The 26,186-nt window shown below is 37.3% G+C and carries 24 protein-coding genes; 1 reads left to right on the top strand and 23 read right to left on the bottom strand.

The annotated features are described in order from the left end of the window. Positions 1–199 precede the first annotated feature (199 nt). From ptsP to ABH968_RS13975, 20 genes are all read right to left on the bottom strand, one after another. Entirely contained in the window at positions 200–1,912 is a 1,713-nt protein-coding gene (ptsP, locus tag ABH968_RS13880) for a phosphoenolpyruvate--protein phosphotransferase (protein WP_370044781.1), read from the bottom strand. Next, a complete protein-coding gene (locus ABH968_RS13885; protein ID WP_370044783.1) occupies positions 1,909–2,175 on the bottom strand; it encodes an HPr family phosphocarrier protein in 267 nt (88 codons plus the stop codon). The genes ptsP and ABH968_RS13885 overlap by 4 nt, the downstream gene beginning before the upstream one ends. Continuing rightward, positions 2,172–2,876 (bottom strand): glucosamine-6-phosphate deaminase, encoded by a 705-nt coding sequence (locus ABH968_RS13890; RefSeq protein WP_370044785.1) that lies wholly within the window; start codon positions 2,874–2,876, stop codon positions 2,172–2,174. The genes ABH968_RS13885 and ABH968_RS13890 overlap by 4 nt, the downstream gene beginning before the upstream one ends. 52 nt (positions 2,877–2,928) lie before the next feature. After that, positions 2,929–4,074: an N-acetylglucosamine-6-phosphate deacetylase gene (gene nagA, locus ABH968_RS13895; protein WP_370044787.1), complete on the bottom strand. Its 1,146-nt coding sequence runs from the start codon at positions 4,072–4,074 to the stop codon at positions 2,929–2,931. Positions 4,075–4,268: 194 nt separating this feature from the next. Then, positions 4,269–6,215, bottom strand: a complete 1,947-nt coding sequence (gene nagE, locus ABH968_RS13900; protein WP_370044789.1) for an N-acetylglucosamine-specific PTS transporter subunit IIBC — start codon at positions 6,213–6,215, stop codon at positions 4,269–4,271. Between the two features lie 263 nt (positions 6,216–6,478). After that, entirely contained in the window at positions 6,479–7,417 is a 939-nt protein-coding gene (locus ABH968_RS13905; protein WP_370044791.1) for an ABC transporter permease, read from the bottom strand. After that, positions 7,395–8,318 (bottom strand): ABC transporter ATP-binding protein, encoded by a 924-nt coding sequence (locus tag ABH968_RS13910; RefSeq protein ID WP_370044792.1) that lies wholly within the window; start codon positions 8,316–8,318, stop codon positions 7,395–7,397. Before ABH968_RS13910 ends, ABH968_RS13905 begins: the two co-directional genes overlap by 23 nt. 5 nt (positions 8,319–8,323) lie before the next feature. Then, positions 8,324–9,019: an ABC transporter ATP-binding protein gene (locus tag ABH968_RS13915; RefSeq protein WP_370044794.1), complete on the bottom strand. Its 696-nt coding sequence runs from the start codon at positions 9,017–9,019 to the stop codon at positions 8,324–8,326. Positions 9,020–9,029: 10 nt separating this feature from the next. Beyond that, a complete protein-coding gene (locus tag ABH968_RS13920) occupies positions 9,030–9,386 on the bottom strand; it encodes a GntR family transcriptional regulator (protein ID WP_370044796.1) in 357 nt (118 codons plus the stop codon). After that, positions 9,383–10,156 (bottom strand): hypothetical protein, encoded by a 774-nt coding sequence (locus ABH968_RS13925; RefSeq protein WP_370044798.1) that lies wholly within the window; start codon positions 10,154–10,156, stop codon positions 9,383–9,385. Before ABH968_RS13925 ends, ABH968_RS13920 begins: the two co-directional genes overlap by 4 nt. A 545-nt stretch (positions 10,157–10,701) precedes the next feature. Continuing rightward, positions 10,702–12,252: a hydantoinase/oxoprolinase N-terminal domain-containing protein gene (locus tag ABH968_RS13930; protein WP_370044799.1), complete on the bottom strand. Its 1,551-nt coding sequence runs from the start codon at positions 12,250–12,252 to the stop codon at positions 10,702–10,704. Continuing rightward, positions 12,245–13,348, bottom strand: coding sequence for an S-methyl thiohydantoin desulfurase family protein (locus ABH968_RS13935; RefSeq protein ID WP_370044801.1), 1,104 nt, complete (start codon positions 13,346–13,348; stop codon positions 12,245–12,247). Before ABH968_RS13935 ends, ABH968_RS13930 begins: the two co-directional genes overlap by 8 nt. Next, positions 13,345–14,613, bottom strand: a complete 1,269-nt coding sequence (locus ABH968_RS13940) for a cytosine permease (protein WP_370044803.1) — start codon at positions 14,611–14,613, stop codon at positions 13,345–13,347. The genes ABH968_RS13935 and ABH968_RS13940 overlap by 4 nt, the downstream gene beginning before the upstream one ends. A 131-nt stretch (positions 14,614–14,744) precedes the next feature. Continuing rightward, a complete protein-coding gene (locus ABH968_RS13945) occupies positions 14,745–16,346 on the bottom strand; it encodes a PucR family transcriptional regulator (protein WP_370044804.1) in 1,602 nt (533 codons plus the stop codon). Positions 16,347–16,605: 259 nt separating this feature from the next. Continuing rightward, positions 16,606–16,878 (bottom strand): hypothetical protein, encoded by a 273-nt coding sequence (locus ABH968_RS13950; RefSeq protein ID WP_370044806.1) that lies wholly within the window; start codon positions 16,876–16,878, stop codon positions 16,606–16,608. After that, positions 16,879–17,652 (bottom strand): hypothetical protein, encoded by a 774-nt coding sequence (locus ABH968_RS13955; protein WP_370044808.1) that lies wholly within the window; start codon positions 17,650–17,652, stop codon positions 16,879–16,881. 65 nt (positions 17,653–17,717) lie between these two features. Next, on the bottom strand, positions 17,718–18,476 hold the full coding sequence (locus ABH968_RS13960; RefSeq protein WP_370044810.1) for an ABC transporter ATP-binding protein: 759 nt from the start codon (positions 18,474–18,476) through the stop codon (positions 17,718–17,720). A gap of 3 nt (positions 18,477–18,479) precedes the next feature. Then, on the bottom strand, positions 18,480–20,798 hold the full coding sequence (locus tag ABH968_RS13965; RefSeq protein WP_370044811.1) for an ABC transporter permease: 2,319 nt from the start codon (positions 20,796–20,798) through the stop codon (positions 18,480–18,482). Next, the gene (locus tag ABH968_RS13970) at positions 20,783–22,093 is read right to left on the bottom strand and encodes an MFS transporter (RefSeq protein ID WP_370044813.1); all 1,311 of its coding nucleotides are present in this window, start codon (positions 22,091–22,093) and stop codon (positions 20,783–20,785) included. The genes ABH968_RS13965 and ABH968_RS13970 overlap by 16 nt, the downstream gene beginning before the upstream one ends. Further along, positions 22,074–22,730 carry a TetR/AcrR family transcriptional regulator gene (locus ABH968_RS13975; protein WP_370044815.1) on the bottom strand — a complete coding sequence of 219 codons (657 nt, stop codon included), beginning with the start codon at positions 22,728–22,730 and terminating at the stop codon, positions 22,074–22,076. Before ABH968_RS13975 ends, ABH968_RS13970 begins: the two co-directional genes overlap by 20 nt. A gap of 251 nt (positions 22,731–22,981) precedes the next feature. On the opposite strand from ABH968_RS13975, the gene ABH968_RS13980 reads away from it, so the two are divergent. Continuing rightward, positions 22,982–23,848: a pentapeptide repeat-containing protein gene (locus ABH968_RS13980; RefSeq protein ID WP_370044973.1), complete on the top strand. Its 867-nt coding sequence runs from the start codon at positions 22,982–22,984 to the stop codon at positions 23,846–23,848. Between the two features lie 667 nt (positions 23,849–24,515). On the opposite strand, the gene ABH968_RS13985 is transcribed toward ABH968_RS13980, so the two are convergent. From ABH968_RS13985 to ABH968_RS13995, 3 genes are all read right to left on the bottom strand, one after another. Next, positions 24,516–24,917: a hypothetical protein gene (locus ABH968_RS13985; RefSeq protein ID WP_370044817.1), complete on the bottom strand. Its 402-nt coding sequence runs from the start codon at positions 24,915–24,917 to the stop codon at positions 24,516–24,518. Positions 24,918–25,107: 190 nt separating this feature from the next. After that, positions 25,108–25,503, bottom strand: a complete 396-nt coding sequence (locus ABH968_RS13990; RefSeq protein ID WP_370044818.1) for a hypothetical protein — start codon at positions 25,501–25,503, stop codon at positions 25,108–25,110. A 320-nt stretch (positions 25,504–25,823) separates the two neighbouring features. Continuing rightward, the gene (locus tag ABH968_RS13995) at positions 25,824–26,039 is read right to left on the bottom strand and encodes a hypothetical protein (protein ID WP_370044820.1); all 216 of its coding nucleotides are present in this window, start codon (positions 26,037–26,039) and stop codon (positions 25,824–25,826) included. Positions 26,040–26,186: the final 147 nt, after the last annotated feature.

A 26,186-nucleotide genomic window follows, 5' to 3' on the forward strand; every position in this document is an offset into this window, starting at 1 on the left:
GGGTCTCATCTGTGACACTAATCCCCAAGGAGTCGCCCAGTCTCCACTCCAATCAACTTATTTACATAGTATACGTTTTAACAAAAGTCATCCACAACTTTTGATGATGAACCTTTTTCATGGAAATTATTCATATAAAAAAGTAGTTGAAGATCTCCATCTTCAACTACTTTTTGTCTAGTCTCATATTTGCAAACAATTAGTGAATTGCTTGCTTAACTTTATCTAACACTTCATCGGATGTTGCTAATTGTAACGCTTCTGTTGCTAATGCTTGCATATCCGCTACAGATAAATTTTTAATTAAGGAACGTGTTTTTAAAATGGATGTTGCACTCATTGAAAATTCATCTAGACCTAAACCAAGTAATAGTGGTACAGCATATTCGTCTCCTGCCATTTCACCACACATACCGGCCCATTTCTTTTCTTTGTGTGCTGCATCAATGACTATTTTAACCAAACGCAAGATAGCCGGATTATAAGGTTGATATAAATAAGATACTTTTTCGTTCATACGATCCGCTGCCATCGTATATTGAATTAAATCATTTGTACCAATCGAGAAGAAGTCCACTTCTTTCGCAAAAATATCTGCCATCACTGCCGTCGAAGGAATTTCAACCATAATGCCGATTTCAATCTGTTCGCTAACAGCTACGCCTTGTGCAAGTAGGTTTTCCTTTTCTTCCAAAAGAATCGCTTTCGCGTCACGGAATTCTTGCAATGTCGCAATCATAGGGAACATAATTTTTAAGTTACCGTAATTGGATGCACGTAGTAATGCACGCAATTGTGTACGGAAAATGTCTTGATACTCTAAACATAGACGAATCGCTCGATGTCCGAGGAACGGATTCATTTCTTCTTGGAGCGGTAAATAGGGTAAATTTTTATCTCCACCAATATCAAGTGTTCGGATAACAACTGCTTTGCCTTTCATTCCTTCTAATACCATTTTATATGCCGTAAATTGTTCTTCCTCAGATGGTAAGTTGTCTCGTCCCATATATAAAAATTCTGTACGATATAAACCGATTCCTTCACCACCGTGACGAAGTACACCTTCTAAATCATTTGGTGACCCAATGTTTGCAGCTAGTTCAACTTGAACTCCATCTTTGGAAATCGTTTTTTCATGTAGTAATGTTGCCCATTCTACTTGTTGAGCAGTAAAGTTTTCCGCTTTTTTTCTATAGGTTGCAACAACGGCTTCTGTTGGGTTCACAAGTACATCGCCTGTTAATCCATCCACGATTAATAAATCACCATCTTGAATAGACTTAGTAGCTGTACCTGTCCCTACAACGGCTGGAATTTCAAGTGAACGTGCCATAATGGCAGAGTGTGATGTACGACCACCAATATCCGTTGTAAAGCCAAGTACAAAGTTGCGGTCCAATTGTGCTGTCTCAGAAGGTGTTAAATCAGATGCTACAACAATCACTTGTTCACTAATATTGCTTGGATTTGGAATATGTACACCGAGTAAATGTGCTAAAATGCGGTTTGATACATCTTTAATATCTGCAGCACGCTCACTCATATATTCGTCGTCCATACCTTCAAATAATGATACAAACATCGTTGAAACTTCACTCAATGCATATTCTGCATTCACCGCTTCATCAGCAATTTTTTGTTTGATAGGTCCAATTAATTCTGGATCTTTTACGACAAGTAAATGTGCACCGAAAATTGCTGCCTCTTCCGCGCCTAACTTTTCATGCGTTAGCTGTTGAATTGCGGCTAACTCTTCTTCTGTTTTTTCGAGCGCTGCCGCTAAACGTTGTTGCTCTGCATCAATATCCTGAATAGTCATTTTCGTAAACGTTAAATCCGGTTGAATTAAACGATATGCTTTCGCAATGGCAATGCCGTCTGATGCGGCAATACCTTTGAGTTGTATCATTGTGCTAGCCCCGTTTCTGAAATTAAATTCGTTAATGCAGTAAACGCTTGTTCTTCATCCTCCCCCTCTACTTGTAGTGTAAATGTTGAACCTTGTTTTAGGGCTAATCCCATAACACCTAAAATAGATTTTAAATTTGCCGTTCTTTGTTCCGTCTGCAATTCTATAGAAGAAGCAAATGGTGTTGCTGCTGCTACAAGCTGGCTAGCTGGACGTGCGTGAATTCCTTGTGGGTCTACTACTGTAAATTGTTTTGTTTTCATTGTTCATTCTCCTCTTTTTGTAAATCTGTTAAAATGATAACATTTGGATGTTTTGTTAATACACTTGCTGGTACATCTTCTGTATATTCAGATGCAAGCACACGTTCTAATACATTACGTTTTGCTTCTCCAACAGCGATTAACAATATGCACTTAGCGCGCATGATGGATTGAATCCCCATCGTAAATGCTTGGGTTGGAACGTCATCAATTGAATCAAAGAAACGTGCATTTGCTTGACGTGTTGATTCTTCAAGCGTTACAAGATGTGTCAACGAATCAAATGATGTGCCTGGTTCATTGAAACCGATATGACCGTTTTGTCCGATCCCAAGCAATTGAAAATCTAATGGATGCTGCTGTAATAATGATTCATAGCTTACCGTTTCCTCTGTAGGATGATCGGCTAAACCATTCGGTAGATAGGATTCTTTAAATGGTTTGTTGTGAAATAAATGTTTGTACATATAATATGCGTAACTTTGTTCATGTTTAGCACTTAGTCCAACGTATTCATCTAGATTAAAGCTAATACAATTAGCGAAATCGATATTAGTCTCACAAATTTTAGTATATAACGCTTCCATTGTACCACCTGTAGCTAGACCGAACGTTGTAGCACCCTCATTTTTAGCATTCACGATAATGTCTACTGCACGAGCGTATAAATCTTCTTTTGAAGCAAAGCGTTCCAGTCTCAATTTCTATTCCCCCTTATTTATTTTTTAAACCTAATAACTAGCATACGACTTCTTAGGCTTCGTAGATTACCTTGCCAGCCTTAATTGTTTGTTGCAACATTAAATGTTCATCCAGAATTACAACATCCGCATCGAATCCTTGTTCGATTTGTCCTTTGTTTGCCAATTTTAGTTGTTTTGCTGCATTGTAGCTCGACATTTTAACTAGTTCTTCTAACGTGCAGTTCGTGATGAGTTGCATATTCCGTACAGCTTGGTCCATCTTCAATACACTACCAGCAAGAGCTCCATTTGATAAATGAGCTCCACTTTCGGAGACGTGAACCATTTGACCACCTAAGTCATAATCCCCATATGGCATTCCTTTTGCTCGCATTGCATCGGTAATTAAAATAATACCGTCTGCTCCTTTTAAACGATATGCCATATCCACAGCATCCTTGTGCATATGAATAAAATCAACAATGATTTCTGCCTTAATTTCCTCTAATAATAATACGCCACCGACAACACCTGGATCTCGATGATGGAATGGGCGCATTTGGTTGTATAAATGTGTGCCTTGTGTTGCACCATGCTGAACCGCTTCTTTCATTTGTTCAAATGTTGCATCAGAATGACCAATTGATACAACCACACCGCTTTCTGCAATTGCTTGAACTACCTCAAATCCATTTGGTTCTTCTGGCGCCATTGTAATTTCTTTAATTTTATTGGCGCTCATGTTTTGCCACTTTGTAAAAACAGCGAAATCAGGTGGTACAACATGTTCAAGCGGCTGTGCACCTACACGCTTTTTTGATATAAAAGGACCTTCTACATGAATACCTAGAAGTTCTGCCTCATCTGGATTTGAAGTAAACTGCGCAATATTTTCAATGGCACGTTCAATATTTTGATAGCTTTGTGTCATCGTCGTTGCTAAAAAGCCTATTGTGCCTTCTTTGGCAAGTGATTTCGCCATCGTATGAAGACCTTCATTCGATGCATCCATCGTGTCCATTTGAGCAGAGCCATGAATATGCATATCGATATAACCAGGGACTAAAAATTTCCCTGTACCATCTAATAGTTGCACATGATCTGCGTTAATTCTTTGCGCAATCAGTGCAATTTTCCCATCCTTTATGAAAACGTCGACACATTCCTTTCGTCCATTTGCATTGACGACTGTGATGTTACGGATTAATAAATTCATTAAAAACATCTCCTAGGATTGATAGAAGATACTGTCCTAAAACTAAAAATAGTATATTTGAAGCGATAATATCCGCATAGCTTCCTGTGGGATAAAGATGTGACTCAGGCTGTCCCACAGAAAGTATAGCGGATTTACTATTAATGCATCTTCATTTTGTTAGATGGACCTTTTTAGACAGCATCCCTTGTTTGTTACTTCTTCATCGAAATAATGTTATGAGAACCTGCTCGTTGGAAACCAGTTTTTTCAAGTGTAATTTCTTGTCCCATTAAACTTGTGAAAACAACTGGTGTGACGATAGACGGTACTTTGTCTTTGATACGCTCAAAATCAACTTTTAATAAAGTATCACCACGTTGAATTAATTGACCCTCTGTAACCATCGCTTCAAAACCTTCACCATTTAGAGTGACCGTATCTAAACCGACATGAATTAATATTTCTACACCTGTATTAGATTTTAAGCCGATCGCATGCTTCGTTGGGAAAACCATTACTACTTGACCATCAAATGGCGCATGAACTGTACTATCCTTTGGATGAATACCAAAACCTGGCCCCATTATGCCTGACGAGAATGCTTCATCTGGCACGTCAGATAACGGTATTAAATCTCCTGTAATTGGCATTTCAAAATCATTAGAAGGGATTGTTCCTTCTGCTGTTGTTTCTTCTTCAACAGGCACTTCTTTTTGTAAATCTACATTTGTAGGAGCTGGATTCCCCTTTTTCAGGCGATCTTTCATGGCTTCTGCCAAAAACTCTACAGATGTACCGATAATCACTTGTACATTTGTCTTACTAATACGCATGACACCACGTGCGCCCGTTTGTTTTAATGTTTTTTCATCCACTTGATCCGTATCACCAACAGTCATACGAAGACGTGTTGTACAGTAATCAACTTGCTTAATATTTTCTTGTCCACCTAATGCTTCGATTGTATGGAAAGCACGTACATCTAAATCATCAGAAACAGCTGAAGTAACATCTGCCCCTTCTTCATCTTCGTCTTCACGACCAGGTGTTTTTAAATCTAACTTCTTGATTAAGAAATAGAAAACTACAAAGTAAATTGCCCCGAAACCTAATCCTAATGGAAGTAATAGCCATGGACTATCTGCTAAACCAAAGTTTAAAAGATAGTCAATTAAACCTGCAGAAAAAGCAAAACCGTCCCGGAATCCAATCATATAGGCAACGGCGAGCGAAATACCTGTTAAGACTGCATGGATCCCATAAAGTACTGGCGATAAAAACATAAATGTAAATTCAATAGGCTCTGTTACACCTGTTAAAAATGCTGTCAACGCGATGGATACGAACATTCCACCGACTACTGCACGATTTTTCTTTTTCGCTGCAAAGTACATCGCAAGACACGCTGCTGGTAATCCAAACATCATGATTGGGAAGAAACCTGCTTGAAAATGTCCTGCTGATGGGTCTCCTGCTAAAAATCGATGAATATCTCCTTTGACAAGTTCGCCTGCAGCATTTGTAAATTCACCAAAGTCAAACCATATGATCGTATTAATAACATGATGTAGACCGACTGGAATTAATAGACGATTTAAGAAGCCATATAACCCAACACCAAGTGATCCAGCACCGATTAACCAGTTCCCTACTGAATCAATACCACCTTGAATTGGTCCCCATATAACAGCTAAAATACCTGCTAAAATTGCCATAGTGATGGACGTTATAATTGGCACAAAACGCCGTCCTCCGAAGAATGACAGCCATTCTGGGAATTTTACATTATAGAATTTGTTATAAAGTAAGCCTGCTGTAATACCTGCAATAATACCACCGAATACACCCATATTCAGGTCTTCATTTACAGATCCTAATACTGCGACTAACACCAGATGTGCAATGGCGCCCGCTAATGCTGCACCACCACTATTATCATGTGCTAGACCCATCGCGATACCGATCGCAAATATAATAGGTAAATTACCCAAAATCGCATCACCAGATGCTGCCATAATACTTGCAATATGCTTAATAACGTCATTTGACACTGCACCAAGCATGTCATCAGAGCCTAAGCGTAACAATATTGCGGCTGCTGGTAATGTAGCGATTGGAAACATTAACGACTTACCGATTTTTTGTAAGAAAGCTAACATTATTATCCCCCTTTGGTATAGTTGTCTAGACCACTTAATAGAAAAAAAAAGCGTTTTCATTAAGTTGTTGCTATCAATTATATTACCACTCGTACAAAAAATAAACATTATTTTTGAAATGAAGGTCCTTAATATTATAAATTCAGTGAAGCCATCGCAGATCTTATTTACAAGGATGTATATAGTCTACGCATTGTAACAAACTGCAGCCCAATTGGAAGCTTCTCTTTAACCAATTGGGCTGCAGTTCATAATTCTTTTAGTTATGCTGTGACGTCACGTTTCATAAAGGACATATAGCTGATCACAAGGAAAATTACAGCGTAAATCGCAAGAATTGTGAGTGAGAATGGCATTGTCATACCATCTACTATAAATTGACCACTTTCATACTGTGTTAAATCCGAATGTGTAATCCAAATATATTTAACGATTTCAAATCTGCTTAAGAACATCACAATCATTCCACCTGTAAAAGATAAGAACATCGTTAAGCCAATCGCTAAAGAGCTTGAACGGAAAACTGAGCCCACTAAAAAAGCAAACAATATTGACATGACAAAGTTTCCGCCAGAAAGTAAATAGTGGTATGCTAGATCATTCCATACTGCTTTTTCAACAACCTGACCGTTGACCATTTCTAGTTCAACACCAGTTGTACCACCAAATAGTATCAGTCCAACAAGAGCACTTACTACTACATTGACAACAAACAATAAGAGTCCAAAAATGAAAGTTGTCAGTAATTTTGAAGTTAATATTTTTGCTCGCGAAACCGGACGCGTTAATAGCATTTTAATCGTACCAGTAGAGAATTCACTAGATACAATACTTGCTGCAGTAATAACCGTAAATAATGTAATTAAAGTCAGCATGCCACCCGAAAATGACATAAAGCTTGCTACGCTTAGATCTTCTTGAGACGGCACATCTTTTGCTAATCGATACTCAGAAATAGCAATTTGCTCCTCGAAGCGTTTTTTATCCTCTGCCGATAATCCGTCTTCTTTCATCATCTCTTTATTATTATTAATAGCCTTCTGTTCACTTTCTTGCCACGTTATATCCTCTGTCGTTTTTGTTTCATAGTATTTCATCATAATACCAGGACCAATAATAAAGAGGATTAATAGCGCGACCATTACCCAAGTTCCTTTTTTATGCCATAATTTCATCCATTCATTTTGAATTAGCTTCAGCAATTTGGCCACCTCCTGTCATTTCTAGGAATTGATCCTCTAACGTTTTTTGATGCGGTTGAACGGCAAATATTTGAATTCCTTCATTAACAAATTGCGAAATGAGTTTCGGTATATCCTCTTTCTTTATTTCCACTACATAACCGTTATTTTCCGCTACAAGGTTGTAATCGAGCTTTTGTATAAGTGCTGCAGCCTGATCATTTGGTGTAGCTTCAATATAATAAAACGAAGAAGTTTCAACGTTGATATCACGAATATCGATGAGTTTGCCATTTTGTATGACAGCTACTCGATCACACATTAACTCAATTTCGGATAATAAGTGACTGGAGACAAAAACAGATACTCCATCTTCCACCGCAATTTTACGCAAATACATACGAAACTCGCGGATACCTGCTGGATCTAGACCATTTGTTGGTTCATCTAAAATTAAAAACTTTGGTCGATGAAGTAGTGCCTGTGCGAGTCCTAAACGCTGACGCATCCCTAACGAATACGTCGATACCTTTTCATGAATGCGTTTCTCAAGACCAACTTGTTTAATGACCTCTTCAATACGCTCTTTTGTAACGTTTTTATGCATACGCGCAAAGTGCAGTAAGTTTTTATAGCCCGTCATAAATTTATACATTTCCGGATTTTCTACAATTACGCCGACCTTACTAATCGCTTCCTCATAATTGTCCTGTAAGGAAAGACCATCAATAATGACATTCCCCTCAGTTGGATGCATAAGCCCTGTCATCATACGAATTGTCGTCGTTTTCCCTGCGCCATTCGGTCCTAAAAATCCAGTAATTTGACCTGGATATAAATCGATATTTAATTGCTGAATCAATTGCTTACCACCAATGGTTTTTGATATATTTTGCAATTGAACAATTGGTTTTGTTGTCATAAATTTCATCCTTTCTTATAGTACGCCTTCATCCATTGCACAGCACCCTTATTCGAAACATCTCGAATCGTCTCTACTTCCTCATGTGCAATTATTGAACCATCTTGCAGTAAAATGATTTGATCTAAAATAGGCTCTACCTCATATAACTCATGTGTAGATAACAGTATTGTTTGGTGTTCAATATCTGTAAATTGAATTAACCCTTTAATAAGCTGTTCACGAACAATTGGATCAAGACCAGAAAAAGGCTCATCCATTAAATAAAAGGGTACTTCTCGCCCAAGAGTTGCGGCCATTTTCATTCGACCACGGTTCCCCTTTGATAATTGCCGTAGCTTCACATTTTTATCAACCTGTAAAAACTCTGCAACTATACAAGCCTTATCATACGAAAAATCTTCGAATTGAGAGGCATAGTGCTGAAAAAGCTGCTCACCTGTGTAAAAATCAAAAAATAAATCGATATCTGGTAAATAGGCAATTTTATCAGCACTTCTGCGTGTAACAGGCGTTCCATTTAGCAATACCTCACCACTTGATGGACGTAATAGGCCTGCCAACACTTTTAATAGTGTAGACTTGCCACTACCATTTTCTCCAACAAGCCCTATGATTTGTCCAACAGGAAAGGAAAAAGACACATCTTGTAGAATAGGCTTTTTCATATAACGAAAAGAAACGTTTGATAGCTGTAGCATTTATTTCACCTCACGATTTATTTTGTAAAACAACGAGCATCTCTTCCTTTGAAAATCCAAGTGCTTCAATGGAAGTTAAAAAATGATCTGCCAGTTGATTTTTCATATCTTCCCGTAAAAGAGCAATTCGCCCTTCATCGGTAGTAATAAATGTACCTTGACCTCGTTTGGTTTCCGTTATATTCATTGCTTCTAACTCCTTATACACCCGCTGCACAGTATTTACATTGACACCTGTTTCCACTGCATATTCTCGAACCGAAGGAAGTCGATCCCCAAGAACTAGCTTCCCTTTCAAAATGTCTCCACATATCCGATCTACGAGCTGACTATATATGGGCTTATCACGTGAAAAGTCGATTGTCATCGTAAAACCACCTTTTCAAGCCACTTTGTCGCTATGAAAAATAGGAAGGCGACCAAAATGATAGTAGCTAGCTCTTCAACAACATACATTGTACCCAAGCTGAGCTTCATTATTGGTGTCTTTGGGAAAAATCGTTCCAGATCCGTTAAACGAATCCCTATATGATGGAAAATATTATCATATAATTTACTATCTGTAAATTTAAACCATTCATTCATACTAATGAAAAAGGCCACCATCGTGATCACAATGGAAAAACTTCCAATAAAGTGTTTCATTTGGAGATTCAATGCTAAAAATAGTAGCAGTATCACAAACATCATCAATTGAAGAATAACAATAATGGCTACAAAAAATAAAAGTAGTAAAAGTAATTGTGCGAAGTTGCCTATAATTTCATCTTTGACTTTGTAAATAGCTATACTCACAAAGATAAAATTAAAGATCGCGTATCCAATTATGGAAAATACGATTTTCACACCTACAAGCTGTGCAATGGAGCTAGTTGAATGCAGCCATATCTCTTTGTTCTTTAAGTCATGACGCATACTAGCTAGGAATTGTAATATCGAAAAAAATCCACCTAAGACTAGTACTAGTATCGAGAAGGCAAATGACGCCTGATTTTCCAACGCAAATTCACCACTAAACCGCCTTATTAAATATGGAACTACCATTGACAGCATGATCCCTATAAAAACCCCTACAAATAGCCATGTCCTATAGAGCACCCATTCCTTTTTTAAAAGTACTGCAAATTTTTTCAACATAAACACCTCGTGTCATAGTGTACTAGTTGAATATTACACTATGACTTTTTGATTTGCAAGCATTAAAAGCTAAAAAAAGGAAGAACCTTTAAAATATAGGCTTCTTCCTTCAGGTTGTAATGAAATTAATGATAATAAAGTATGCATTTTAGGCAATATTGGGGGTGATTCCTTAGGCCGTCAAGTCTTCACTCCAATCAACTTATTCACATGACAGACGTTTTAATTTTATCGGAACACTTTTACGTTTTATCGATTAACGTTTGCGTTTTATCACCCAACTTTTTAGATTTATCGACTAACTTTTACGTTTTATCACCCAACTTCTGAATTTTATCGACATTCGCCTTCCAAAGAGCAAAAAAAGATTCACACAGAAAAGCTGTCTGTTAATTCGTAGGCATAATGAGGGGGTTGATTTCTGTTCCGACTGGGCGATTAAAAAGGCAGTAACGACAAGAATTTGTTCCTTGTAGTTACTGCCTAATTCTTTATATTATTATCATTGATTTTGACAGAAAATTATCTAACAAAGTGAAGTAAGACTAACCCATTTTCCCTACCACTTTAACTTTCAATCTTGTCGCATTTTCTGGGTGGTAAGCAAGGGGTGTTTCTTCTACTTCCACTAATTCAATCGTCTCAGAAAGGGCTCCAGCTAATACAGCTTGTTTCACTGCTTTTTTTTGAGCATCTTTCAGCGAAATTTCACGTGGCTCTTTAGAATAAATATAAATCTGTTCATATTGACCGCTAATTTGAGCAATAGAGGCACCAATCGCATTTGCAACAGTCCCATTTTCAAACTTAACAATGTTGGAGACCCCTCGAAGAGTATCTGGAACAATAATAGTGCCTCCACCTACTAATACAAGTTGAACATCTTCTGATGAAGTTTTCATTTTATCAATGGCTTGCTCAATTAACGATGAAATTTCCGCTTGAACTTCTTTCGCAAACGCTTCGTCAATATGCGCTACTAAACGACGATCACCAACATCAGCTAACCCAAGACGAACAGCAATGTCTGTCGTCGTAAGAGTATTCCCACCAAAAACAAGTGCTTCTTCAGCGATTTTATACCCAACGCTATCAGGACCAACCGTAATTTCCCCGTTATTTACTCGGACAATACTGCCTCCACCTAGCCCAACAGAAATAATATCTGGCATTCTAAAGTTTGTGCGAATATCCCCTACTTCTACTGCTACAGAAGATTCCCTTGGAAATCCATCCTGCAAAACCCCAATATCAGAGGTCGTTCCGCCAACATCTAAAACCATCGTATCTTTGATTTTTGCTAAATAAGAAGCGCCACGAATACTGTTCGTAGGTCCACATGCTATCGTTAGAATTGGGAATTGTTTAGCATAATCAATTGACATTAATGTTCCATCATTTTGACATAAATAGACTTTGGCATTAAAAATACCTTCTCCTTCTAACGCATGAACAAAACCTGTCGTTGTCGTTTCAATTACTTTGCATAAGGCCGCATTTAAAATGGTTGCATTTTCACGTTCAATTAAACCTACCGAGCCAATCAACGACGAGCAGGAAATTGGGAATTCATCTCCATAAATATCTTGTATCAGATTGCGTACTCTAAATTCTTGATCATTCTTAATGGAAGAAAAGACGCCAACGATCGCTATAGATTCTACTTTGTCACGCCAGTCCTCTAGAAGCGTTTGAATTTCACCTTCATCAAGCTCACCTAAAAGTTGACCATCGTATTCATAACCACCATGGACTAAGGCATAATTCCCCGATAGTTTTTCAATCATATCTTTTGGCCAAGCAGTATATGGAAGTACAGAGGCAGTTGCAGGGTATCCTAGACGGATTACACCAACTTTAGCTAATTTTTTACGCTCTACAATGGCATTTGTACATTGCGTTGTGCCTAACATTGCATGCGTAATTTTCGTCTTATCAATATTCGATTCTCGTAATAAGTTTCGTAAAGCTGTTTCAATACCTGTTTTAATATCTAAACTCGTTGGCGATTTAACACTATGAACGAGATTACTATTTTCATCTAAAATAATGGCATCCGTATTCGTCCCACCAACATCAATTCCAATCTTATACATGTTCAGCTACCACCTTTTTAAACAATTCCTCAATTGGAGCATAATCGTAATCATAACCAAAATATTTTGGACCTGCTGTTTCAATTCCTTTATCAGTTCGCCATTTTTCATGAGCTGGCAATCCAATTACTCGGACACGCTTACCGTATTTTAAGCTTTCCGTTGTCACTGGTAATAAAGTTTCATAATCTACTAAACAAATTAAATCAGGGGTCATTGCTACAACTTGATTATTTTTTTCTGCAATAAGGTTTTCATTTTGAAAATGGACCTTCATAGTTTCGTTTTTATTGACTTCCATACCTTCCAGATTCATTTTTCCAAGGTTAAATCCACCCTTCGTTTCTCGAATAACATCGACAATTTTACCTTGAAATAATTCATAGCCAGATACTAGCTTTAGCAATTCTTGCAATTTATCTTTCACATTTCTACTTTTTGAAGCAATAATTTCACCGATTTTTTCTGAAAGCGTAATGATATGATGGACTCCGCTCTGTTTAATCTGAGCGCCAGTCGTTGGGTACAAACTAACTAAAGAGCTCGCGCCCATTTCAACCGTTGCTGAGCGTGCAATGCGTTCTGTCCATTTATTATCAATCGTTTCGAAAATTCCGATATTCCCTTTTTCATCTGTAATAGCCATCGGAGTTGCAGAAATACCATCCAAATTAAATGTCACCATTTGCAATTCTGGAAATGCACGCCCCATTCCATCACAGTCAATGAGAGGGATATCCAATTGTGCCGCTACCACAATCGGGATCATCGAATTCACACCGCCCGCTTCCATTGGATATGTCCCTGTAATCTTGTCTTTTCCAATATACTTCGCTAGCTTTTGAAATACTTTAACAAACTCATCTCCTCGCGGAAATTTCTCAACTAAAACAGAAGGTGCCCCCATCATAGCTGCTGGAATGAAAAAGTCTTCATCTTCAATTTCATCAACTGAATACAATTTTACTGGTCCATTTTTTTCGATGGCGGAAAGAGCCATCATTTTCCCGATATAAGGGTCTCCCCCTCCGCCTGTTCCTAAAAAGGCAGCTCCAATCGCAATATGTTCAATAGCTTCCTTATCTATATATCTCATCTATTCTCCTCCAATACGACCGTTTTTTGTACGGATATACGATAACCGAAATAATAAATAACAAATGAAATAACAATACCAATTAATGGCTGATTAGGTAATTGAGGCAAGCTAGGGAATAACGATAAAACAACCGGAATACTAGCAATCACTGCACCAACTAGCCACGAGAAAACACCTAAACGATTTACACCGTCAACTTCCTTCCAGCTTGTTTTATCCCTTTTGTTTATCACCCAATAAGAGGCAATCATAACTCCTGCAACTGGAGGTATCATCGTTGATAAAATTGCCATAATCGGTGTAAAGTAATTTAAAATACCTACCACAGCGAGTAATGTTCCTACCGCTCCAGCTATGCCAATTGCCATTTTTTCTTTTTCCTTCGAAATGTTAAAAACATTTATCAATGCAATTCCCCCTGAAATTGCATTCACCAAATTCGTTTTCCATGTGGCTAAAATCAAAGCGATACCACCGATAAATGGAGTGACTATATTCAGAAAGACAGCAGTAATATCACTTGTTTGATAGGCGATTGTTAAAACAGCCCCTACGCTAATCATCAATATTCCAGCTGGGATGATTCCAAATATTGCTGCTTTAAAAACATCTGAGCGTTTTTTGGAAAATTGAGAATAATCACCTGCGATTACTGCCCCAAGTGCAAATGAACCGATCGTTATAGCTAGTCCATCCATAAAACTCATATTAGTTTTAGGTTTGTAGTCCAGGATAAGCTGTAGATTTTCCCCAGATAATGCTTGAACTAACCCTATTAGACAAATGACAATTAAGAAAGGAACTGCAATATAGCTTAGTACACGCAGCACTTTCATACCGTAAACAGCTGAAATGACCATCACTAAACCACTAAGTAAAGAAGCTAATGGAATGGGTACATTCATATCATGCTCTGCTAACAAATTAGCTAGTGCAACTCCGCAAACATTGGCTTGAATGCCAAACCAGCCTAAGCAAGCAATGGCCAAAATAATCGACAGTATCGTCCGTGATCCTTTTTTACCAAACACTTGTCCTGCAATATGAACAGTTGGCTTTCCTAAATCACTGCTTTGCATTCCTTGCAAAATCATGATAATTACTACAATTAAATATCCAACAGTAGAAACAATTAGTGTCTTAGGTAAACTCATACTAGTGATCAGTGCATTTCCCACTAACAAACTAGGTATGCTAATCATTGCTCCAGCCCAGATAATCCCAAGACTATACCAAGACTGATATTTCCCAGCATTCCCCATAGTACTCCCTCCTTATTCCAAGGTTATTAATTATTGTTTTTTATTATAAGAGAAGGTATAGAGATGAGTCTTTTTCAAAAATGAAAAAAAAGTCTGAATTTTTATCTTTTTTGACAAAAATTCAGACTTTTCTAACCATTAATTAGGCGATAGATCATGCAGGCCATATACACATCGTAAAATTCCGAATAAACCGTTACATCGTTGCCAATTAGTTCACTAATTTTTTTAATACGATACTTCACTGTATTTTTGTGAATGTATAAGTTTTTCGCACACTCATCAAAACTACCATTTGCATCTAAAAGAAATGCAACTAATGTATTTAGAGACTCTTTATCATTTAAAATGGGATCAATAACTGAAAGGTATTCTTCAATCATTTCTTCCCCCTGTTTACTTAAATCAATGGCTCGCTTCATCGATCGAAGTTCAGCGGCAGTAAACAATTTGCGCATTGGATAGATGGAATGAACTTTCTCTCCTACTTGATTCACCAATTGATACATTTGACGTACAGCTTTAGTATTTTTCATTTTCGGAGAGTACACGACTTCTGATATTTGCGAGTAGTAATTAGTCGTTTCAATAAACTCGGTAGCAATCTCAAATTCATGTAATTTATGTAAGCCATTGCCTAAAAGAACAATCATGCAATGGTCAATACATTGAATCACTCTTGTTTGATAATACTTTGAAAGTTGCTCTTCCAGTTCATCCCTAATTTTCTTCTCTTCTGATACATCGTTAATATAAATTAACCACATCATTTGAATAGCAGAAACATCGATATTTAGCATGTTAGCTAGTCTTCGCATTTTGTCGCTTTCATCATTAATAATCGCTTTTACTAATGCATACTCACTAACTTCATCATGCTTATCTCCCCAAAGATTAATGGCCACTTGGACAACTTCACTTATTTTTTCAATGGTCTTTGCTGGTAATGGTGTGTTCTCTTTAATAACAAACAGAAAAAGCTGTTCTCCATTTTTTTGTTGAATACTTTTATATTCAACGACACACGATATATCGCTTCTTTGAAATTCTAGTTTTCCCTTTTCCTTATTCAGATGACCGTGTGAAAATTCCTGTATGACTTGCCAAACATCTAAGGAAGAATTTCTAGGCCACATCACTTGGTTGACAATATCAAAACTACTATTAGTCAGTACAATATTAGCCTTCAGGCGATCAGATAGCATTTTCAGTGTGATTTCAACACTTTGTAAATGCTCTGGTAGCAAGGAAACCTTTTCTAAAGTTTCCTTCACAAACTGATCATTGACAGCCTGATTACTAACTATCGCTTCCATCACTTCATAAATGACTTCATTATAACGTAGAGAGTAATCATTTTTAGGCATACAAATAATGATAAAACCTTGAGAGTCTGCTAATTGCAGTACTTCCTCGGGAATTTCTGGCATAACAATTCCCACATAATATAAAATAAGACCCAATTCGCCAAGATCATGTAAGTGTTGAATGGTTGCACATTGTTGTTCTACACTATCTCTAATTGAATAAAAAGAGCTAATGACTAGCTCTTCCGCATACCACTCTTCCTGAACGGATTGGATAATCGTAGATAAAAAATCTACATTCGAAACTTCTAACACAGATAAAGATGAGACCGTACGATTAAGATTAATTTTACCCGTTAAAACTTCTGCCCCTCTAAATGATGGCAATTGTAGTAAATCTTTTACCGTTACCCCATTTTTCTTCACCACTACTTCTTTTTATATTTTTTATGTACTATCAGGTGTGCTTCCCATAGAGTTAACAAGCCTTGTTAAAAATACGGCATCGTATCCTTATGAAGAAGAATACCACATTCCCTGTTTTAGAAGAAGAGATAGGTAATATATCCGGTGTCATCGGCTATAACTTCAAACACGATTCTCAAATAATTACTAACAACTTACTTTGAATCACATCTTACCGTTTTTTCTTTATCATTTGCTTCATATAAACTTCTACAATAAATTATTCTTTAGCGAAAAATTTGGGGTCAATTTGATCAATAACTGAAGTAACAGTATAAAAAAATTCTATTTTCCTTTTGTCATCATATGTTAATTCTGTTTGACTATTTTTAATAAAAACTACCCAATCATTTTCTATCTCACTTCTGTTCTTTCCGTATATTTCCTCTATTTTTTTAGCCAAGTCCTCTTCGTTATATAGTTGTTCAAACTTTTCTAATCCATAAGTATCAATTAAATAAGTAATAAAAGAAGCTGAATGAATATAGCTCATCTATCGAAGGGTGTACTCTTTTTGATTTTTAAGGGCTGGGCGAAAATAGGAATCGGCTTGATTCAGATCTATCAACTTGCTAATTGGTATGAATTTGTTTGAATCGATAAAATACTTCATAAGCTTATGGGTATATGACTCATTTTTCCCATACTTATCTCCCATATAAGTAGCAAAACCCTCTTGCGTAAAATAGCCCCTGCTTTTATCAAAATTGTTGCCATAACCAAGTAAGGAATGTGTCAGTTCATGGACAAGTGGATATTGGTTTTCCTTAATGTCATATAGTTGAAGTTCAGATTTCAAACCCCATGATGTTTCATTTCCTTCATTGAGAAAAACATTTATTCTCTCGGAAGGAACATATGTAGTGTGAATTGAATTCTGAATTTCATCATAGGCATTAAGGAGTTCACCTTTTATTGATTCTACTTTTTCTTGTGGAACCTTTATTTTATTAATAATCTCAAAGGTAATTTTCCCATCCGCTGTAACAACAATATTTTCATCATTGTTTCCTTTAGGAACAACTGTATCCTGAGTACAGGCTGCTAATAAAAATATAAATATAAATATAAATATAAATATAAGAAAGAAGCTTCTAAACTTAACCATATTACCTCCTAAAAAAAATAATATTTTCCATTTAATACGAATTCCAAATCGAAAAGTTTCATTTTTAAAATATTCAAAAAATAATAATGAAAAAAATTTATTATAAATAAAAGCAGAGGTTTTTTGTATACCAATTCCCCTGCTTTTCTCTATAACCAATCATTTAACTCGGTACGTAACTACTCTAAAAATCTTACATTTTCCATTATGAGATTCACAACAACTCATATTCCTATTTCCCACATTTTCTCCGTTACTTTTTCGACTCTGCCATCAATATTCGTTCCATCAAACTTCGGGAGCTTTAGCTCACTGACGATTTTTCCGTCGAGCATAAACATTACACGCTCGGTCCGTGCCGCAACCTTTGCATCGTGAGTGACGAGCATAATCGCAGTACCGCCAACGTTGATTTCGGAAAAAATGTCCATGATCTCTTGCGCTGATTTTGAGTTAAGTGCACCCGTAGGCTCATCACCGAAGATGATTTTCGGGCTGTTCAAAAGCGCTCTACATATCCCCGCTCTCTGAAGCTGACCTCCCGAAACTTGTGTAATGTCGCGCGTTTCAAGCTCCGAAATGCCTACCCTCTTCATAAGTGCTCTTGCCTTCTCCGAAATTTTTGCAACGTTTTTTCTGTTATCGCGCATTGATGGTAGAATAACATTATCAAGAATATTCAGATTTTTAAGCATCGTTGGCTGCTGAAATACAAAGCCCATTTTAGTTCTACGTATATCTGATAATTCAACCTCTCCAACTGACGATAAATCACTACCATCAAAAATAACTCTTCCGCCATCAACGCTGTCCATGCCACTTAGTGCAAACATTAGCGTTGATTTTCCCGAGCCTGAGGGTCCCATTATCGCAACAAACTCACCCTCGTTTATGTCAACAGACGCTCCGTCGAGAACATTGCGCTTTTCATCGCCCTCGCCGAAAGATTTTACAATATGTTCACCGATTATAATTTTCTTCATAAGCTACTCCTTTATATTTTCGGATATTTTTATTTTCCCCGCGCCCGATGTGCCAATTATTGTTGTGATCAGTACCGAGCATACCATCATTAACGGACAAAGCACGTACGCAGAAAGTGGATTGACCGAAAAACTAAACGACGACGCCCCAAACGAGGTAATAACTGCGCCTGCAAGTACCTCTCCAAGAGTATTTGCCAGAAGAGTGCCAAGAACAATTCCGATAATTGATACGAATGCCGCTCGCGAAGCAAACTGTATCGTAATATCCGATTTTGTAAAACCTAATGCTTTCATGACGGCAATAGAATATCTGTCCTTTGCGACAAGCATTTTCATAAACAACAGCGTTACTAGGACCGTTATTACGAGTGCGATGGCAATTGCAGCAATGGATGCCTTGCCGACCGATTTTATTGTAGAGCCAAATGTTTGAGTCACAAATTCATCAATATTAGAAATCTTAGCGAAAGTAAATCTGTCCGCATACTCAGAGACTTTTCCATTAACAAGAGATTTATCGGAAAGCTTTGCGCAGATAACACTCCACATTATATTTTCCGAAGTGTCGGTAAAAACAGCCTTTGCCGTTTTTCCGCCGTTAGTAATGTCGGAATAAATGCCACTTACCGTGAGCTTTTTGTCCTTCCCCTTCATCACGACCGTAATGACATCGCCGACCTTTTTGCTCATTTCATCAGCGTTCAAAGATGAAAGTGCAATTTCGTTTTCTACTGCGGGTGCTCTGCCCTCGGTATATTCAATAGGGAATATCGAGTGGTCGCCGAGTTCAATTTTTATATTTTCCTCCGAACCGTCTTCCTTTTTGGTTTTGAATGTCTTTGTTGTAAGGATGGTATATTTTGCAATGGAGCTATCGCTCTTCATAGATGTTAAAACTTCGGCAGATTTTTTAGAAATATGATCGGTCTGCTGAATGTCAATACGAATATCGTAGTTTCCGATACCCATATATTTAATGAAGCTTGTTGAGGAAATCGTGTTGTAAAGGTTTTGTGGAACAATTATGATAAATGCTGAAATTACGAGTACTGCAAGCATTGTGGCGTAAAGTCTTTTCCTTGCGAAAACGTCTTTGATACCAAGAAAAATGTTCGTGTTAAACAGCTTATTTCTATTCAGGTAAAAACGCTTTGCGCCTGCGTTTTTTTCCTGTGAAGTGCCAAAGCGTATTGCTTCTGCAGCAGATATTTTCCGAAAGCGTCTCAGCACTCCGCTTACATAGGCTATAATTGCGAGGAATACAAGTAGAATGCCGATGATCCCTAAAGACGTGGCAAAAGAAGAATTTTCACTTTCCCCCATATTAAGCTGGATGTTTTCAAGAAGCATGTTTTTGAACATCAATGAAAGTGCATAACCGAGAATACTACCCCCTGCCGCAATTGCTGCGTACTTCGCAAGATAAATTTTTTTAATGTCTGAAAGACGCAGTCCTATCGCCTTCATAACACCAATTTCACGGTAATCGTCTTCAATCTTCGCAAGGAGTGTAAAGCGTATGCACATAAATGCGATTATAACGACAAGAACGCTTATAAGAAGTATAACTGCTATCATCATCCCGTCGGAAAGTGCGTTAAGTGTTTTGAAAAGTGGATATGTTATCGTTGGTCCGTTCGCTTCAAGACCTGCGGAAGCATAAGCAGTTTCAAATTCACCGAGCGCCGATAAATCCTTTAGTCTAAACTCAATCAAATACTCCATACTTCCATGGCTTTTTATTTCCGCATAATCATTTTTACTAACAATAAATCTTTTTGAGGAAGACAGCATAGAATTCATCTGTGAATCGCGAAGGAAGCCCGCAACAGTAAATTCCTTTCCGCCTATTATTGCTTTATCACCAACCTTTGTGGTGTTGTCCTTCATATAGTTAATTGGAACATAAAGCTCGCCATCGGATACGTTTATAATGTTTCCGTCAAGATCAAGAAGATAATCAAATTTTTCACTCTGTATGCTGAAACCATTGTCTTGCACATTATTCGCAAGCGAACTATCACCTAAAATAATTTGTCCGTTATCCATGTTGAGAAACTCAAGCACTTGAAATTCATCGACATTGCTGTTTTGCTCCGCGAAATTCGCAAGCCGTACAGGTTCAATATCCCCCGAGTGCATTTGCATAAAATGCGGAGTTTTCGCCTGATTCATGAGTGAATCGATCGCACCAGAAAGATTGACGATAAGTATCGCCGAGAGAGAAACGAGCATAGCCGCGGCGGCAACAAATATCGTTGTTGTCAGCGTTATCAGTTTGCTTTTAGAAATATCATTCCGGATTATTCTGTAATACATACGTCACCTCTGTTTTCAAGCTTTTTAACTGATTTCAAGTTGAACAAAATAAATGAAGTAACACATAATAAAATTCCAGCGATTATGATGAGTAAGCCCGTTCCTCTACCTTGACCTGTACCGGTAATTTTCCCTACGCTATCAGCAAGCAATCCGCCATCAACTAGCAGAGGAGTGAATACATAATCTGCAAGTATACCCGAAAGCGCATAGGCGACAACAAATCCAAGCTGTGAAATTACCCCTATAAGTGACCATGCTCTGCCCTGAACGGAATTATCAATGTTGGTACGAACAAGATAATCCAAGGTTGAGTTTGCAAATGGCATCATTGCAAAAAAGAAAAAACCTGATAAGCAGATAAGAACTATATTTTCGCGAAGTCCGAATACCGCCATAAATATTCCTTCAAAAAACAGCGAAAACGAAAGAATTTTCACATACCCTTTTTTAATTGGAAGAAATCCGATGATCACGCTGGATACGAGCATCCCTGTAGCGACAATACTTTCCACCGTTCCTATTACGGAGCTGTTCGTAAAAGTAAGCAACATCGGTATGGAAAGTGTTTCAATAATTCCAAGATAAAATGTCAGCACTGATGTCACGATGACAAGAACGAGCACACCTCGGTTTTCAGAAACTGCACTCCAACCATCTTTTAATTCATGGAAAAATGATTTTGTCTGTTCGTATTTCTTTGAAACAAGACCTCTACGTACAGCAAGGGCTGATATAACGGTTACAAAAAATGTACAGATGTCAATGACAAGCAAAAGCTTTATATCCGAAACGGTAAGCAAAAATCCCGCAATGATGGGAGAAATCAAAAATTTTGCAGAACCCGCCACCTGGACAAAACCGCTTGCCTTCGTGTACTGTTCCTCGGTAAGCAAATCCGTAACCGTAGCCTTGTATGCGGGATCAAGTAGCGATGAAAACACCGAGCTTATTGTAACTCCCAGACAAATTTGCCATAGCTGTGCTTCTCCGCTCAGCATACAAATTAGAATAAATACAAGTCCTATCGCAGAAAGACTGTCACCTAACACCATTAAAAGCCTTCGATCATAACGATCCGCAAGCACTCCTGCCACGGGACTTAAAAGAAGCGATGGCATAAACGCAAGTAAGGTTACAAGTGCCATTGCCGATGCCTTTCCCGTCTGCTGGAAAACATAAATCCCAAGCCCGAACGATGTAAGCCCACTTCCTATGGCCGAAATCAGCTGTCCCGACCATAGCAGAAGAAATCTCCTGAATACCCCCCCTGGATTAACCACCGTCGTTTCCATGTCCTCCACCTCCATTTCCACCGTCAAACATCTTCATCATGTACATAAGACTTCCGCTTTCGACACCTAGCAGTCTTTCTACGTTGAAAATAAAAGCTGGTATACGTGCGGCACGCTCATCATCTGTCAGATCTACCATATCATCATCAAAAACAGTATTCGTATAGGCCACAATCATTTCCATACATTCATACGGATATGGCGTACTGAATAATTCTTGCTCAATACCTTCACGAATTATTTCCGTCAGTATAGGAGGAAGGCCATTAATGATAACTTTTTGTATTTTCTGATGCATAAGCGCATTCTGAGGCTTATGTATATGATCAATTATTTCCTTGCTGTTTCCGCCACTTACGTTTAGTGCCATCACAACACGAACAATACGCTCGTGAACGGGGATGCTCTTATCTGTAGCGATTCCATTGGCTGCACCTAAAATTTGAGTATTATATCGATCAATTAACGCGTCCATAATATCCTCCTTCGACTTGAAGTGATAATACAGCGTTCCCCGTGCAATTCCGACCTTTTCTAAAATTTCGTTAGTACTTGTGCCATCAAAGCCCTTCTGACCGAAAAGCTCATCCGCCGCATCAAGTATTTCGTTTCTGCGCTCTATCGCTTCTTTTCTCATTTTTACTCTCCTTCATTAGACCGACTGTCTGTCGATAAAAATTATAGCATTTTACAATAAATTGTCAATACAAAGTTCCGATTTTGTAAAAAAATATCAATTTATTTTCCTAATCATCTAGAGCTAAACGATAAACGAATAATGAGGTCTCCTCAATTTGAAGAATTCATCCATACAAAAATATCCTTTTACGCATAATAAGTGATAGAATTATCTGTAAGAAGTTTATGTATTAAGAGAGGAAAATAATGATGTCTGAAGTAAAAAAAATCGATTATACAATTGGAAAAAAAATACGTGAAAGTTTACAGGCGGATTGCCAAAGTTGTTTTGGTCTATGCTGCACGGCTTTAAATATTGCCGCTTCTAGCGATTTTGCCATTAATAAAGCAGCTGGAACACCTTGCCCTAATCTACAATCAGATTTTAGCTGTCAAATTCATAGTAAACTTAGAGTTCAAGGGTTTAAAGGATGTACAGTTTTTGATTGTTTAGGAGCTGGACAAAAGGTGTCACAAACAACCTTCCATGGACAAGATTGGCGACAATCCCCTAAAATTTCTGAGAAAATGTTTCGCGTCTTTCCGATGATGGAACAACTTTATGAAATGATTGCCTACGTTGCTGAGGCATTATCGTATAAAGTCGATTCATCCCTATTTAACAAACTACATATGCAATTAGAACAGCTACAGCTTGCAACAGAGCTAGAAGCTGATGCATTACTCGCAATAGATACTCCTTATTTCCGACTGCCAGTGAATGATTTACTGTTAGAAACAAGTGAGCAAATTCGCCAAAGCCTTATCGAAAAGATTAATGGAAAAAACTCTCGAAAGTATGACTATAGGGGAGTCGATTGGATGGGAAAGAATTTAAAGGGCAAGGATTTAAGAGCAACTGATCTTAGAGGATCCTATTTAATTGCTGCCAATCTACAAAACGCAGATTTAAGAGGTGTTGATTTTATTGGTGCGGATTTACGTGACGCAAATTTACGCGGCGCAGACCTTTCTAGCAGCATGTTTTTAACCCAAATGCAAATTAATTCCGCACAAGGCAATCTTCAAACAATATTACCCTCCCACTTGAAACGTCCGTCTCATTGGGAGGAATAATTTGAAATAAGGGTAGATGGAAGTAATTCATCTGCCCTTCAGACGGTAGACAAAACACTATGTTGTTTGGATAAAGCTGTATGGTAATTTAATCGGCAAACACCGCTTGTAGTTAAAACACATAAAATCTATAACCCAAATACCATTTTGAATAGTCAAAATGGTTACCTCTCTATCGATTATGTCAAAAAAATTTGTTCATTTTATGCTAAGCCCTTTAACTAAAGCAAGTTAAAGTATGATTCTTCACAAATTCTTGATATTCGAATAAGTGGTTGATACCCTTTTCTATTAATTCCCTCAAATTGTTCAAGTATTAATTAACTACAGTTCTAAAAATTTCCTAATTATGTTATACTTCGATATAAGATAATCCACATTTTAGGAGGAATCTATATATATACATTTTTATAGGAATTGCTTTTTTGTTAACTTCAAACTTTTTTAATAACAGAACTAATCGATAACCAAATATTTTTTCTTTACTGCACTATTACTTACAGATATTCACTCAATATAGTGATGTAATTTAATATTCCACTTTGATATATCTGCCCGTTAGATGAAGAATTATCAGTTCCATAACTCTTAAGTGATGCCACCCTATAAAATAAAAGAAACCAGATAATGGATACCTCTTACTTTTTTATTAACCTAAAGCACCCAGTTAGTGGAATAAACCATCGTCAAAATCCTCATAACAACTTACCTGTAAGGCAATACCTAAATCACCAAATAACTTAATAGATTCTGGTTCAAATACAAGATTGCATTGTTTTTCATACCAAACTCCAATAACTAAATCGATATTTTCTGCACCACATTTACGAAAAAAGACTATATTTTTTGATAAGGTTACTGCAAGCCAATGTAGACCAAAATCTTCAGTATCTTTGAAATCCTTTGGAGGACATAGTTCACCATTGCCGTAATCTGAAGGTTTACCTTTGTTTCTTCCTATTTTAGATATATCTCCAACTTCGATTTTATTCTCTAATTTAATCCCAATTAGTTGTTCAACTACTTTTGGAGAAAATTCCTCACCATAAAAATGACATCGAATATCCATATCCTTTATCATCATCAAACCCACTTTTCATATATTCTAATACAACTCAGTTCTTCATTCAGGAACAGAAAATCCTTCTTCAACTAAGCCCGCTTTCTTCTAATGATGCACATCGTTTCATTTAGTTTTTCAATGTTTAAACTCCAAACTGTTTAAAATGATGGTCAAGGTGCTTGTATACTCCTTTACCTCATTGCTCAGAAGTGAGTTTCCCAAAAAAAGGATGAGGATGAGTTGTACACTTCTCTGGTCCGTTATTTTGGAATGTGATAATTTTTTGTTTAAGCTTTTCTTTTTCTGTCTCAAATTCTCTATCATCTGCAATCAAAATAGTTGGAATAGTAGACATATTATGGGGCAATGTCTTGTCATTGTAAATCATTTGTTTTGCAAACCTCCCTACTATTATTCCTAACCAACTCCTTGGTGGAAAAGAATTTCCCATTGCGATGTCTTGGAAAGATGAACAATGCGCTAGCATTTGGGCAACATCCATTTTTCCCCATTGTGGTTGTGAATTTGGACTCAATTTGTCAATACGCTTTAAAACTTCTGCTGTATGCATATGATTAAAAATACTTTTCATTAGTGCATATCTCCTTTAAAGATGTATGGTATTATAAACGGCCGACACCGCTATTTGTAATAAAGTTTAATTAAGACTACAGAAGTATTCAAAGCAGCTGTAGTACTTGTGAGAGTTGATTCAATCATAACCACAGCTTTGACTGTTCAAAGTAGATGCAATGGATTTAAAAGCGTTTCTGTAAGTGAGTGAGCAACATAACAAAAGGACTTACGTGTATGAGTTGTAATACGCACAAGTCCCCTAGATTGTTGGAGCTAAAAATTCATTATGAAAATTGTACCCAATGATTATACAATCCCTGTTCAGTAAAGCTACATTTATAGATTATTAATTACGAATACACTCAGAACCCAACCAAGAATTGAAATGATAATAATACTCCAAGCATGTTTCTTACGCTGTATTACACCTACAATTCCCATAATCACCCCTAGTAATGGTGAAAATAGAATACCGATAATATACGCAAAGATATTGTAGGTTTGATAACCGTAGATTTCGTTACTTTCATTACCGTATTTGTCACTATCCATTTTCATCCCCCCATCTTGCCTTTTTCTTTACTAAACGAAAAACCTTTCAAATCAACTATGCCTCGGCATAATTGTGTCCGGAATCGGCTTTAGGCCAACTTGATGTTGGTCACTTAGTCATGGGCTGTTGTTGCTTGGCTTTCGCAC

It is taken from the genome of Lysinibacillus sp. RC79, from assembly GCF_041262405.1.
Classification (GTDB): domain Bacteria; phylum Bacillota; class Bacilli; order Bacillales_A; family Planococcaceae; genus Lysinibacillus.